Raw genomic sequence first — 13,017 nt, 5'->3', positions numbered from 1 at the left:
CTCTACCGCAGCCCGGCGGCCCGTTGCCGCAGCCGGGCATGCACGCCCTCATGGACGGGCCGCGGCTGCGGAAGCAGCTCCTTGTCCACCGCGGCGAGGACCGTGTAGTTGGGATCGCAGACGTTCCCGATCGGGGCCCGGCCTGCCTGCGACACCAACTGGTAGGCATCGAGGTCGTCGAGGCCGGTGAGCTGACTCGTCCAGGCGACGAGGTCGCGGTGGGCGATGCGGTAGGCGTCCTCCAACGGCCGGGCGCAGCCGATCGACATGATCTCCCGGTCGGTCTCCAGGCGGGGCCACACCGCCGGAACGCCCTTGATGACCTCGATAACCAGGGTGGTGGTCGTGGCAATCTCCACCCCGACACCGCACGCCTCGCCCTCACCTTGGCGTGCATGCCCATCACCGAGGGCGAGCATCGCCCCATGCACATTCACCCCCAGGTACAGGGTCGATCCGGCGCGCAGCTCAGCGGTGTCCAGGTTCCCACCGTGGATGTCGGGGACGATCGTGGAGCGGGCCTCAAACCCGCCGGGCGCCACCCCGATGGTGCCGATCATCGGGTCAAGCGGCAGGTCGACCGAGTGGCCGCTGGCCGTGGCCTGGAAGCTGACCGTGCCCGCCTGCCGGTCGATGTCGTACACCCACACCCGCTCCTGCAGCGGCGGCTGCAGGGTGGCGGTCTGGGACGTACCGGTCAGCGCCCCGAAATGCGGGAACGTCGAGGAGACACCCCAGTCACGGGCGGGGGTGATGGCGGCGAGGTGGATGGCGAGGGTGTCACCGGGTTCGGCGTCCTCGACGAAGAACGGCCCGGACACCGGATTTAGGTACGGCATCCGGCACACCTGCGACGGCAGGTCCGCCGGACCGCGCACGAGGCCACCGAAGCAGTCCTCGGTGTGCACCTGCAGGATGTCGCCGGAGCAGACGTGGGCCACCGGCATCCGCCCGCCGAAGGTGTAGGCCAGTTCGTCGCGGGCGGGACGGTAAATGATCGTGTCCATGGCGGTCACACCCGTTCCACGTGCCGGGACTGCGGCTGGACGGGCGCCAGACCCGACAGCGCGGGTCGGCGGCCGGATACGTACAGGCCAGCGAGAACGACCATGCCCAGAGCGAGCCAGGCCAGACCGAGGCGCTGCGCGGCGATGTTGGCGTTGACCACCACGTAGGCGAGGATCGCGAACCCGATACCGGGCATGACCAGGTGCGCCCACCAGTTCCCACTGCGCTGGCGGATGAGGTGATGCACGACCACGGAGACATGCAGGACCAGGAACGCCACCATCGCCCCGAAGTTGATCAGCGACGACAGCAGCGTGATCCCGTCCGCGCGGGTCGCCATGTACAGGCCCAGCACCAAGGACACGACGCCGGTGAGCAGGGTCGCGTTGATCGGCACGTTTCGGCGGATCGACACCTTCGCCAGGAACGCCGGCAGTTGCCGGTCCCGGGCCATCGCGTACAGCAGCCGAGAGGTGGCGACCTGCGCGACCATCGAGTTCGGCAAACCCCACGCGATTGCCGTCGCTACCGCGCACAGGGTCGCCAACCAGCCGCCACCGGCCACCTGCGCGGCGTCGTAGAAGGCAGTGCCGTTCGGATCCCCCTCCGCAAGAAGACCAGCGGGGTCGGGGACGAGCATCGCGGCCAGCCACGTCTGGGCGACGAACAGCACCCCGGCCAGGACGAGAACCGCGGCCATCGCGCGACCGATCTGCCGGGAGCCACCCTTGGACTCCTCGGCCAACATGCTGATCCCGTCGAAGCCCAGGAACGACAGCACCGCGATCGACACCGCCCCCGCCACCACCGGCCAGGTGAACGTGTCGGCGTTGTAGAACGCCTCCCAGCTGAACCGGCCCTTCCCGGTCGCGAGGGCCCAGCCGGCGACGGCCAGGAAAATCGCCAGGACGATCAGCTCACCGACGAGCATCACCCGAGTCACCACCGCCGTCATCCGGATCCCCACCGAGTTGACGACCGTGTTGACCGCGACGAAACCGAGCAGCCACAACCACACCGGCACCGCCGGCACGGTGGAGTGCATCGCCACCGACGCCACCAGATACAACAGCCCCGGTACGAGCACGTAGTCGAGAAGGATCACCCACCCGGCGAGGAACCCGACCGGTGCGCTGATCCCTCGCCCGGCGTAGTTGTAGACGCTGCCCGACATCGGGAACGCCCGCACCATCTGCGCATACGAGAACGCCGTGAACACCAACGCCACCACGCCGATCCCGTACGCCAGAGCCACCATGCCGCCGGAGCCGGCATACACACTGCCGAAGATCGCCATCGGCGCGATCGGCACCATGTACACCAACCCGTACGCGATCAGATCCCGAAACCGCAGTTGCCGGCTCAGCTCTTGGCGGTAGCCATAGCGGGCCAAATCCTGCTCGTGCACAACATCCTCCGCGGGTTCAGGCATCAGTGGGATGGAAATTTGCGCTTGCTAAACACGCCGGCCGGGCGAAGGAGCCTCCGCGGCTCTGCCCGCTCGACGCCAGCAGCTGTGGCGCGATGACCGAATGCGCCGCCAGCGGCGTGATCAGCAGTGGCAGGGAACTCCTGGCGACAGGCACGGCGACTCTTCTTCGGTGAGCGGTTTCGCTGGCTGGTGAGTACGCGGCAGCGGCGATGACGCCGACATAGAGCGACCTAAGACGAGATCGATCGATGTCGGCCAGCCCCGTCAGACGGTTCTGACATTCCGTTGACATTCACGGCACCACCAACATCCGCCGTAGATGAATGTCAGCGGATTGTCGGAGATGGACGGCAGCCCTTATCGACACGACCAGCGACAACTTCTGATGTGTAAGTCATCGCCCGCGTCGACGTCGCAGGCGATGAGGGACCGCAGCCGCGATGCGGCGCGACGGTCTGCCGTGTCCACGACCGCTTGGGAGGGCATGCACCATGACCAGTTCATCCATGCCGGAGGTCGGAGAGGTTGGCCGTCGGGCTGCCGAGATCCTCGACAAGATGCAGGCGCACCCGGCCTACGGCCGGCTGCAGAGCTCGTCGATGAAGTACTCCACCTGCTGGGCCACGTTCACCGGCTACCCGGCTATCAGCCGTTGGTCGCTGGAGCGCGATGCCGCTCCGCTGCTGGACGAAGCGCTGCGCGTGCTGGCGCTCAAAGCTGCCGTGTTCGAGCTTTCCGGCGGGGACGAGCACGCCGCTGAACTGCTGGTGCCGGCGCCGGTGGACGAGATGATCCACGCCGTGCTGGCCCAGTTCACGCTGATGACGCGCCTGCAGAGCGACCTGGACGTCACCTTCCCCCATGCCACCGAGTTGGAGGAGTTCACCTACACCCGCGGCGGCATCACCGACGCCTACTACGCCGCCGCCGGGTGGGGAGAGCAACCACTGCGGTACTGGCTGGACTCAGCCGAGGTGAATCGACGTCTCGGCCTGCTCAACGAGCGCTACCAGGCGGCCGGCCTCGGCCGGGACGGACGCAGTCACGACTTCGACTTCGACCGAAACGAGCCGGTCGCCGCCGGGGTCAGCGGTTAGCCAACTCCACCGACAGCACCCGCCGCAGGGCCGTCACCGCTTCCTTCGCTCCGAACCGTTCGGCGGCCAGCCGCTCGGCGCGGGCAACAGCGGCGAAGATCCCTTCGGCGGGCGCCTCCCGCAAGACGGCTACGAGCCAACCTTCCAGGTCCACCAGGTCGTCGGGCAACTGCAGCGCCGCCGCCGTCGGCGCCGGTCGGGGCGCCTGATCGGGGACCAGTTCCCCGGCCGAGGCGTACCGGCCGGTGGGAAGGCCCACCCGGAACGGATGAACGCAGACGGCGACACCGTCCGCGGTTGCCCGCCACCCGAGGTCAGGTCGGTACGCGAATTCGGGTCCCGGCCGGTCGATGACATCGAACTGGCCCGGCCCGAGCTGCTGAGCCGGACACACCACGCAGGTCTGTTCACACCACTGCGGAAGGGGCCCCGACATGCCGCCGATCGTACGGCAATCAGGAGGTATCAGGGTATGACGGTCTTATCGCCTCCCCGGCCCGCCGCCATCGACCGCGCCCTCCGCGACGCTCGAACGTGGTGCGCGGGGCACACGATTGATGACCGACCAGCCCTGGTCCACGCGCTGCGCGTCGCAGTGACCATCGGGCAGCACGTCCCCGCCCCATCGCAGGACGTCATCGTCGCCGCGCTCCTACACGACGCACCGGAATTTGCCCCGGCGGAGCCCGACGTCTACCAGGCCCTCACCGCCGCATACGGGATCGAGGTCGCCCGGATCATCGCCGTCCTTCAGGCCGAACATCGTTCCCTTGATGAACCCAACCCGCCCATCCACGTCGACGACCAGCCGGTCCTGCTGGCCTCGACCGCCGACAAGATCGTCGCCCTGACCTCGCTGCTACGGCGGGCCCAGAGCACCGGCAATGCAGCAGACTTCTTCGACCGGCGCCCTGTGTTACGCGGACTACTGCCATACTTCCGGGCCTTCCAACGCGCCGCACATCCTCGGGTGCCCGCCAGCATGTCGGCGCACCTCGACGCCGCCCTCACACCGCTCGAACGCGCCAGCGCATATCCGCAGCGAGTGGGTGCGCGGTGAACAGCACCATGCTCGACGAGCAGCTCCTCACGCAGCTACGAGTCGACCTGCTCGCCGCATCACGACGAGTACCGACGCGGCGACACATCATCCAGACATGGGAGCTGTCCTCGGTCGAGCGCTGGTTCTTCCCCGATGGCAGCAGCTTGGTCTGCAAGATCGCCACCGCACCGTTCACCGGCGAAGCGACCGTCCTTCGCGCGCTCAACAACCGGCAAGCCCCGGTCCCGCTGCTGGACGGCTACACAATGCGCCCCGACGGGGTGGGCATGCTGATGGAAGACCTTGGCGAGCCTCGCCGGCCCGCGACGTCCGCAGAGGTTGCCGCCACGGCCCGATGGGTTCACGCCACTGCCGGCATCCCCAACCTCCCGACCTTCGACGAAGCGGGACTGGCGCGGCTGCCAGAGCAAGGACTCGACGCGTTAGACGAGCTCCGTCGACAAGGGCGCTTCATCCACGACGCGAAAGGGATCGAAGCGGTGCTGCAGCGACTCGCTGCCACCGCACAACACAGGGCCGACGGTGCCGAGCGACCACCGTTCGGGCTGTGCCACGGAGAGTTCCACCGCACGTCGCTGCACGTCAGCCGCACCGGCTGCCGCCTCGTCGATTGGGCCAAGGCATTCACCGGACCGGGCCTACTCGACCTGGCCACCTGGTTCGGCACCCGCACATCCACCGAACCCCGACTCCTCGCCAGACTTATCAAGGCCTACGTCGCCGCGGGCGGGCATCCCGACGCCGAAGTCGACCGGGGCGGGCTTCCCGCTGTCCGATGGGCGCTGGGCTGGCATCGGGTGTGGGCAGCCTGGTGGCTGCTGACTACCGCCGCCGCTGGCCACTACCAAGCTTCTGCCGATCGGCGCCATACCGATGTCGTCCTCCGGCAACTCCGAGCCGCAGTGGACCTACTCGGAGCACCGCCGCTCCTCAACACCAGCCGCCCATCACCTACTGCAGGAAGATCCTCGTGAAGCGCCTCGTCGTCGACACCCACGCCTCGTCCTGCTATTTCCGCACCTCCGTCGGTGGCGACGGGCGCAAGGCGTTGGTGCAGGTCACCGAACGGTGCAACCTGCACTGCGCCCACTGCTTCGTTTCGTCAACTGCCGCCGGGTCCGACCTGTCCCTGGCAGATTTCACCACCCGCGTGCTGCCGCGGCTGCTGGACGCCCGCGTCGAACGCCTCACGCTCACCGGGGGCGAGCCGTTCGTGCACCCCGACCTGATCGCCATGTGCCAGGCAGTAGCCGACCGAGGACTACCGGTGGGCCTCTGCACCAACGCGACGCTGACCCGCGACGCGGACATCGACGCCCTGGCCGCCCTCGGCAACGTACACATCAACGTGTCCTTCGACGGATTCCGGCCCGAAAGCCACGGCAAATTCCGCGGCGACCGGTCGTCGTTCGACACCACCGTCGCGACCACCCGCAAGTTCGCCGACGCCGGCTTACTCAAGGGCCTACTGTCCACGCCCAACGCGCTGACCACGCCGGAAGAGTTCGCCGATCTGTGCGCGTTCGCCGTCGATGTCGGCGCCGAATACGTGCTGATGAACCCGCTCTCCTCCTTCGGGCGAGGAGTGAAGAGCCGCGGCAAGCTCGCCGCGACCGCAGCTGCCATGGACGCGATCCGGGCGGTGACCGACCGTTTCGCTGACCAGCTTGACCTCGTACGCATCCGCTTCCCCAACGACAACCTTCCGCTGGGTGGCTGCGACGCTGGCAAGCTGATCTACGTCTTCGTCAACGGGCAGGTCGCCGTCTGCCCCTACCTGGTCTTCGCCGCCCGCACGCCCGCCTCAGCGCACCGCGACACCGAGTTCCTGACTGGCAACATCCTCGACGGGGAGGCCGCCCCCAGCCTCGACGCCTACGACTTCCACACCCGCTACCAACTCGGCGCCAACCCGACCTGCGGCTCCTGCGACATCGCCGGGCAGTGCGGCAAGGGCTGCCCAGCCGCGGTCGTCGCCGCAGGTGGCCGCATCGGCGACGTCGACACCGAGCAGTGCCCCATCACGGCACCCAACGGTCGTCGCCTGCTGCCGCTGTCCCCGTCGAACGGGTGAGCAGTCTGTTCATCGCCGTCGAGGGCCCGAATGGCGTTGGCAAAACCACTATTGCCCGCCTCCTGGCCGACCGTCTCGCCGAACTCGGATCGGCCGGGGTCCACCTGACCGGCGAGCCCACCCGCACACCCCTGGGCCAACTCCTGCGCAGGCAGGAATCCTTCCTCCACGGCAAGGCCCTGGCCCTCGCCCTGGCCGCCGACCGTGCAGCGCACATCGAAACAGAGATCATCCCCCGCCTCGACGACGGACTGCACGTCGTCACCGACCGGTACGTTGCCTCATCGCTGGTGCTGCAACGCATCGACGGGCTCGACCTCGGCGAGATCTGGTCCTACAACCGCTATGTCCTGCCCGCCACCGTCGTCTACCTCGAAGACCACCCTGAGGTCATCCGCACCCGCCTGGCAGCTCGGCCACACCTGACCAGGCTGGAGCTCGCCGGCTCACCCGAGAAGGAACTCGCCCTCTACCGCGAGGCCGCGGCTCACTTACACCGGCAGCAGTGGCGCCAACACGTCGTCGTCTGCCACGGCCTCACCCCCGAGCGGGTCGTGGACACTATCCTCGGCCTGCTACCCGCCGACGGCCCCTGACCAGCGAGGCTCACCGTGCTGTCCATCCTGACGATCAACGTGCAGGCCGCCGCGCTCGTACGCGCGCAGAATTTGCTGACCTGGCTACTCCAGCGCGACGACCACCTGGTCATCCTGACCGAAACCAGCAATGGACCCGGCACCCGGCATCTGCTCACCGGCCTTCGCGCGGCCGGGATGGTCGTCACCCACCAGCCCTCACTCGACGGCGACCGAGGCTGCGCTATCGCCAGCCGCATCCCGACCCGGCCCGCCCCAGACCTCACCGCCGGAATCAGCCTGCCGGGCCGCGCCCCCGCCGTCACCCTCGACACCCACCCCGACGTCACAATCCTCGGCCTTTATGTCCCCTCCAGCGACCGGGCACCAGCCAAACTCGCCAAGAAACGGGCATTCCTTACCACCGTCACCGACGCACTCACCCGACTATCCGCCGCCGACCGCGCACACCTGGTCGTCGGCGGGGACTACAACGTCATCAGCCGCGACCACCAACCCCGCTACCCCGGCTTCCAATCCTTCGAGTACGAGTTCCTCGACGCACTCGACGCACTCGGGCTCATCGACGTTCACCGCGCTCTACACCCCGGAGTGCAGGCGCACAGCTGGATTGGTAGAAACGGCAACGGATACCGCTTCGACTACCTCCACGCCGGCGCCAGGCTGGTGCCTCAGGTGTTGTCCAGCAGCTACCTACACCAGCCCCGTCAGGTCAGACTCAGCGACCACTCAGCACTCGCCGCGTGCTTCAACGTCATCCCGCGCGCAGTTGCGAAGCAGTCAGTCGCCGCCATACCGGCACTGTTCTGAACAGCATCGCCATCGATTCTGTGTCTGCTCGCCGCCGAACCTCCTTTCCGCGAGGCTGAGGTATAAAAACGAGCAGAGCAGGACGACGGACTGAGCTCCAAGAGCAGATCAACCGGAGCGGCCTGGGTCTCCCTACGCAATCAGACTAGATTAACTACGGCAGGTCATCCACAATTCTGCCGTGCACGGATCGCGACCATGAGTACATTCAACCGGTGGCAAGCTAGTTTGCCACCGTTGACAGCACCGGGTCTTCTTAGGTCGCGACTGATGAAGGAGACGCCTATCCTGACGCTCTGTCGAGCTTGGAGAGAATGAATTTCTCGTCGAATTGCTGGAGGTTCAGCTGAGGCCGATCGGAGAAAAACCTGATCGTTTCCCGAAGCAGCCATGCGGACATATGCCAGACCTTCATTTTCTTACCATTTGGAAACTCAACCTCTTCTTTCTTCGGGATGTCGCCGTGGGCCACAGATGATCGATAATCGTAGACCCTTTTGGCGATGCTTGCGAAGGTAGCCGCACTGAAACCTGGTCGCTGTTCCGCCACAAGGGCGCCCAACCGTATCGACATGCGGTAGTTTATTTCCGATTTTGAATCGGAGAGAAGTGACTCCAGGCCGATACAATGGTCAATTACTTGGTCTTCGACGCGAAGCCTAGCGGAACCCATGCTAAGTCTTCGGGCCGCAAGTTGCAGCTTCTTATTAGATCCATCAAGAGCGCGGAAGATGCCGGCGAAAGCAACAAGATCTTGCTCATTCGTAACCTCGGCCGGGCGCAACCAGCCATAATTGTCAAAGTCTGGGGGGTACTGCTTAATTAAAGGGCCCTGCATTATCGGGTCGAGCGAACCCTTGAAGTGCCGGACCCAACCAAGCGGGCGCACCAATATTTGCGCATATCCGGTCCTCTGGGGCATGCAGACCGCTATTGCTTGGAAGATTTGATCAATCTCCTGAAGGATGCCACTCGGAAGCTCGTACGCTGGCGAATCCCACCAGTTCGCATTGATCACCGTCCTAGCGTGGAGGACCACTGCATGGGTAGCCGCTTCAAGAACCGGCTTTGGGATGGGGTCGAGGTAGTGCTGAGGTACGCGCTGAGCATGGAAGTCGTCCGACAGCCGCTCGATTGAAACCGCGTCAGACAGAGCGAGCGACTGAAACCCGAAGGGCCGAAGCACGATAGGAACCAGTATGTCTACAGGTACTTCGCGCTGCAATACGCCTTTTTCGACCTGGCGGTAAACGTCGAACAAGGATTCGTCTGTGACGTTAGCACCGATAACGAAACGATGGCGACTGACCACCTCCATCGCAAGGCCGAACGCATGGTGGTCAACAAAGTCGCGCATTAGCTCAACGCCACCCTCGCCCATAGGCCTCTTGTACGCGAAGAAGTCCATCAAGTCCCGATTGCTCTTCACGTATTCGACCAAAGGCGCCAATTCTTGCAGGTCCGGATAAGCGTAAAATGGATGGGCCTCGTCAACCGAAGATCGCTTGAAGAGCATCGAGTAATCCGGGGCGTCGCCGGCCAGGAAGGGATAGGTGATGCTAGGCCAGGGCGACTCCTCCCGGAAGACTACCGATGCAATGCCCGTCTCCCGGGGTATCGGTTTCCCACTTGCCAAAAAAATCGAGATCTTGTCATTTATCTCATGCGCCAGTGGTCGAACTAGCTCCCAGAGGATTTGATCCAGCGGAGATGGTGGCATCGAGATCCATTCAGAGCAGGGAATTACAAACCTCGGATAAGTGTAGCTGCAATCGCAACCCAATTCCGTTGGATCAGCGCGGATTTTCCATCAGAGAGGTGGCACGTGCCCTATAATCGCCTGAGGCGATAATGTCGAGGGACAGGAGGTATAGATAAATCTGGGCTCACGAATAATTTTAGATGCACTAAGACCCCACCGCTGACTTGGCGCAATTATTACCTGCATCAAAATCGGCATGTGCGGTTATCCGTCAGGCCCCCTCCAAGTGAACGGCGCAGCGCGTGCATCACGGAAGATGCGATGAACCAGGCGGTTCGCCAGGTAGAACACTGTCGTCGGACCGGTGGCCTTAGGGTGCAACCCTCAGCGGTGCCGCCGGTTTCTCTTTCCCCGCTTGCCGCGTAATCGCCGGGTGCTGCGTCGTGCACTCGGCGGAACCTTGTTGAAGGTGGCCGCGAGGCTTCGCAGCGGGGCGACTTCGATGGCGGCGTCTCGGTCAGCAGTCCGACGTTGAGGCTCGCCGCGGTAGCGAGACCCGATCAGCGACCCGTCGGTCTCGTACAGCAGCAGCATCGACCGGCTCGACCGGGTCTGGTACTGCTTCGCGTCGATGTAACCAGGGAGGTGGTCAATACTTGCACCTTCAGGCACGACCGCCGCCGTAAGCAGCCAGGGCCCGGCACTGGTGGTGCCGTGAGTGGTCATGCTGCGCTCGATGTCGCCGCCACGCGCCTGGTGGCACTGCTCCTCCAGCTTCTTCCCGATGTCGCGTTGAGCGCTCTCGCTGAGACCGACCAAGTCGGCGCCGAACCTAAGCCACCCGGGTAATTTGGCCGACTCGCTCGCCGCCAGGTACTGCTCAACCCACGGCTCCTCCTGCCTGGTTGGCTTAGGTGCTTGGGTGTCTGAGAGACCTTCGCAGCTATAGAACCACGCATCCAGCGGGTCAGTGAGAGTGCCGACCCGTACGCGGGACTGCTCCTCGTAGCGGCGCATGTCGGACGCCTTGATGGGCCTGTCGATTGGGAGTTGGGCCGCGACGTCTTGCGGGTCGGGCTCGAAGTACATGCCTCCGTTGACGAACCACATGAACATGTCGAGTTCGTCGACGCCGTTCACCATTGTCGCGAGCTTCCGGCCGCGGCGACGCCGCAGGTACTCGAGGAACTGGGCGGAGTGGTCGATCGTCCGGCCGATGACGATCAGGTCGTGCATGCTCACGATCCACGGCACCTCGTCGGTATCGATGATGCCCTTGCGCGCGAGCTCGTTCATCGACAACGACAGCGGACCCATATCGTCGAGCATCACAATGATCGAGTGGATCTCCCTGACCGACGCCAGTTCGATCCACTCGCCGCCGACGCTCCATACCCCCTGGTTGGTGCGGATCAGGTTGGTCAACCGGTCTGCCTGCTCGTTGCCCTCCTTGAGGGTCTTCTGCAGGTCTGAGGCCAACCGCTTGGCGTTGCCGCTGCGGGCCTTCTCGGTGACGGACCCGGCCTTGACCTCGACGCATAAGGCGATACCGTCGACGACGAACAGTAAGTCCGACTCGAAGTCCCGGGTCGGGACGCCCGTCCGGTCGGCGTCTTTGCCTAGGCTTGCCGTTTGGTCGATGGAGAGCGGGCCGATGTACTTCTGCCCCTTCCAGTGGGGCTCGACTCCGGTAAGCAGCTTGCTGAGCGCGGCAGCCGCCTTCGACTCGGAGTACACGGCCCGCCGCCCGTCGTACTTCGACCACACCTTCCCTGCACTCCCGCGCTTCCCGGCGGCGGCCGCAGCGATCCCACGCTCGATGTTGCGGCGCAGTTCGTCTTCACCCAGGAACCCGTTGAGGATGAGGTACTCGCCGTCGTCCGCGATGCACCCCCACGGCACCACACGCTCCCCCTGCGCGAACCTGATGACCGGGTTAGCGTCGTCCTCCGCTGGCCGGGAGGTGCTGAAATACTCGAGCACTGCCTTCGCCGTCGACTCCTCGACTCCGGCACGGCCTGCGGCCTCGACGGCCGACACAGCCCCAAACAGCCGGCACTCGTTCACCATGAGATTCATGTCGCGCCGGAACGCGTCAGCATCGATGTCTTCGATGCCAGCACCCGATTGGGCGACGTCCCCGACGCGGTCGCGCGCCCCGAAGAACCGCTCGTTCAACAGAGCCACCGACGCCTCGCGTACCGCCCGGATGTCGTCGAGGGTGAACCCGAGGGTATTCACCATGACGCTGGCAACGGTTGGATCAGCCAAGAGCCCGGTGTTCAGTTCCTTCGCGATCGACTCGTACTGTCGTCCGCGGACCGAGAGCTCGTACCCCATGAACTCGCCCGCGAGAGCGCCGAGCGGCTGATCCACGCACTGGCCCTGCAAGAGGGCGCGCGTCTGGGCGGCCCTCACGATGTCGGCCGCCAGACCTAGTACCTTCCCGAGGTTGGGCTGCCCCGAGTTTCCCCCAGTCAGCGGCTGTCGGGGCAACCCCATTCCTAGAAGCGTGAGTGCGATGACGTCCTGAGCGGCCTGAGAGTTCTCGACCTGGCTCTGGCTCTCTCGCACTTCGCTGAAGTCCCACGGCCCCGCCGCAAAGCGAAGGAACGCGAGCGTGTCGAACGAGTCGTACCCATGCAGGCGTTTCTCAAGCGCAAGGCGAGCGGACGCGAGTGCCTCCCCGAGGTAAGTGAGGGCATCGTCAACATTAGATGCAGTCTGGGAGAGCTGCTGGAGATAGGTCGCGGCTCGGGTGAGGCTACCCGTCACGCCGGTGCCCACGACCTCCACTCGTCCATACTCAGAGTTCACGTTCCCAAGTATGGCGGTCCCTACCGACATCGGAGCCCATCAACCGACGTCGTGGGGCTGCCCGTGGTCCAGATTGACCTACCCGGCGGCGGTCGGCGAAATGCCCTCACCGGGTTGGGGAGGACATACTGGGCCGCATGGCTCCCGCCGCAAAAGCGCCGGGTTCACAACCTGGATGTCGTCGGCTGCGCTAGAACAGCTGACGTCCCAGCCGCGCCGATGGTGCGAGGCATCTACTCATCCACAGATCAGCCCGCCAGCCGTGAATGGCGGTGGGCCGTGGCGTCCCTGGTTGAGCCGTCCGATTAACGGGGGTGTGGCTACTTAGAGCTCCTAACAAAATGATGTTGGGCGTAACCGGCTGATCGTGAAGCTCGTTCTGTCTGAACGTGAGGAGGGGTGAGCAGCCGCCGTGGAT

Annotated in this window: 11 protein-coding genes; 6 read left to right on the top strand and 5 right to left on the bottom strand. The window is 65.1% G+C overall.

Features of this window, described 5'->3' with window-relative positions:
• Nucleotides 1–2 precede the first annotated feature (2 nt).
• Together AB0B57_RS02765 and AB0B57_RS02760 are read right to left on the bottom strand one after the other, a co-directional pair.
• Nucleotides 3–1,016 carry an acetamidase/formamidase family protein gene (locus AB0B57_RS02765; RefSeq protein ID WP_357064527.1) on the bottom strand — a complete coding sequence of 338 codons (1,014 nt, stop codon included), beginning with the start codon at nucleotides 1,014–1,016 and terminating at the stop codon, nucleotides 3–5.
• On the bottom strand, nucleotides 1,013–2,440 hold the full coding sequence (locus AB0B57_RS02760; protein ID WP_357064524.1) for an APC family permease: 1,428 nt from the start codon (nucleotides 2,438–2,440) through the stop codon (nucleotides 1,013–1,015). The genes AB0B57_RS02765 and AB0B57_RS02760 overlap by 4 nt, the downstream gene beginning before the upstream one ends.
• A gap of 491 nt (nucleotides 2,441–2,931) precedes the next feature.
• On the opposite strand from AB0B57_RS02760, the gene AB0B57_RS02755 reads away from it, so the two are divergent.
• Nucleotides 2,932–3,537, top strand: a complete 606-nt coding sequence (locus AB0B57_RS02755; RefSeq protein WP_357064523.1) for a hypothetical protein — start codon at nucleotides 2,932–2,934, stop codon at nucleotides 3,535–3,537.
• Here the strand turns inward: AB0B57_RS02755 and AB0B57_RS02750 are convergent.
• Entirely contained in the window at nucleotides 3,527–3,973 is a 447-nt protein-coding gene (locus AB0B57_RS02750; RefSeq protein WP_357064521.1) for a hypothetical protein, read from the bottom strand. The two genes, AB0B57_RS02755 and AB0B57_RS02750, sit on opposite strands and share 11 nt — an antisense overlap.
• A gap of 159 nt (nucleotides 3,974–4,132) precedes the next feature.
• Here AB0B57_RS02750 and AB0B57_RS02745 point away from each other — a divergent pair, with 159 nt between their 5' ends.
• Genes AB0B57_RS02745 through AB0B57_RS02725 form a run of 5 tightly spaced genes read left to right on the top strand, consistent with a single transcriptional unit; the run spans nucleotide 4,133 to nucleotide 8,080 of the window.
• The gene (locus tag AB0B57_RS02745) at nucleotides 4,133–4,597 is read left to right on the top strand and encodes a metal-dependent phosphohydrolase (RefSeq protein WP_357064519.1); all 465 of its coding nucleotides are present in this window, start codon (nucleotides 4,133–4,135) and stop codon (nucleotides 4,595–4,597) included.
• A complete protein-coding gene (locus AB0B57_RS02740) occupies nucleotides 4,594–5,574 on the top strand; it encodes an aminoglycoside phosphotransferase (protein WP_357064518.1) in 981 nt (326 codons plus the stop codon). Before AB0B57_RS02745 ends, AB0B57_RS02740 begins: the two co-directional genes overlap by 4 nt.
• Nucleotides 5,571–6,674, top strand: a complete 1,104-nt coding sequence (locus AB0B57_RS02735) for a radical SAM protein (RefSeq protein ID WP_357064517.1) — start codon at nucleotides 5,571–5,573, stop codon at nucleotides 6,672–6,674. Before AB0B57_RS02740 ends, AB0B57_RS02735 begins: the two co-directional genes overlap by 4 nt.
• A complete protein-coding gene (tmk, locus tag AB0B57_RS02730; RefSeq protein ID WP_357064515.1) occupies nucleotides 6,671–7,270 on the top strand; it encodes a dTMP kinase in 600 nt (199 codons plus the stop codon). The genes AB0B57_RS02735 and tmk overlap by 4 nt, the downstream gene beginning before the upstream one ends.
• A 15-nt stretch (nucleotides 7,271–7,285) precedes the next feature.
• Nucleotides 7,286–8,080 carry an endonuclease/exonuclease/phosphatase family protein gene (locus tag AB0B57_RS02725; protein ID WP_357064514.1) on the top strand — a complete coding sequence of 265 codons (795 nt, stop codon included), beginning with the start codon at nucleotides 7,286–7,288 and terminating at the stop codon, nucleotides 8,078–8,080.
• Between the two features lie 283 nt (nucleotides 8,081–8,363).
• On the opposite strand, the gene AB0B57_RS02720 is transcribed toward AB0B57_RS02725, so the two are convergent.
• Entirely contained in the window at nucleotides 8,364–9,800 is a 1,437-nt protein-coding gene (locus AB0B57_RS02720; protein WP_357064512.1) for a hypothetical protein, read from the bottom strand.
• 366 nt (nucleotides 9,801–10,166) lie between these two features.
• Complete coding sequence (locus tag AB0B57_RS02715; RefSeq protein WP_357064510.1) at nucleotides 10,167–12,599, bottom strand: hypothetical protein; 2,433 nt, start codon at nucleotides 12,597–12,599, stop codon at nucleotides 10,167–10,169.
• Between the last annotated feature and the right edge of the window lie 418 nt (nucleotides 12,600–13,017).

It is taken from the genome of Micromonospora sp. NPDC049101, from assembly GCF_040648675.1.
Taxonomy (GTDB): domain Bacteria; phylum Actinomycetota; class Actinomycetes; order Mycobacteriales; family Micromonosporaceae; genus Micromonospora.
Note: the sequence above shows the minus strand (reverse complement) of the source record. Positions and strands in the feature narration are given on the sequence as shown.

Bases quoted from the DNA above. Each gene is read 5' to 3' on its own strand.
- AB0B57_RS02755 (WP_357064523.1), top strand. From the start codon at position 2,932: ATGACCAGTTCATCCATGCCGGAGGTCGGAGAGGTTGGCCGTCGGGCT.
- AB0B57_RS02760 (WP_357064524.1), bottom strand. From the start codon at position 2,440: ATGCCTGAACCCGCGGAGGATGTTGTGCACGAGCAGGATTTGGCCCGC.
- AB0B57_RS02750 (WP_357064521.1), bottom strand. From the start codon at position 3,973: ATGTCGGGGCCCCTTCCGCAGTGGTGTGAACAGACCTGCGTGGTGTGT.
- AB0B57_RS02720 (WP_357064512.1), bottom strand. From the start codon at position 9,800: ATGCCACCATCTCCGCTGGATCAAATCCTCTGGGAGCTAGTTCGACCA.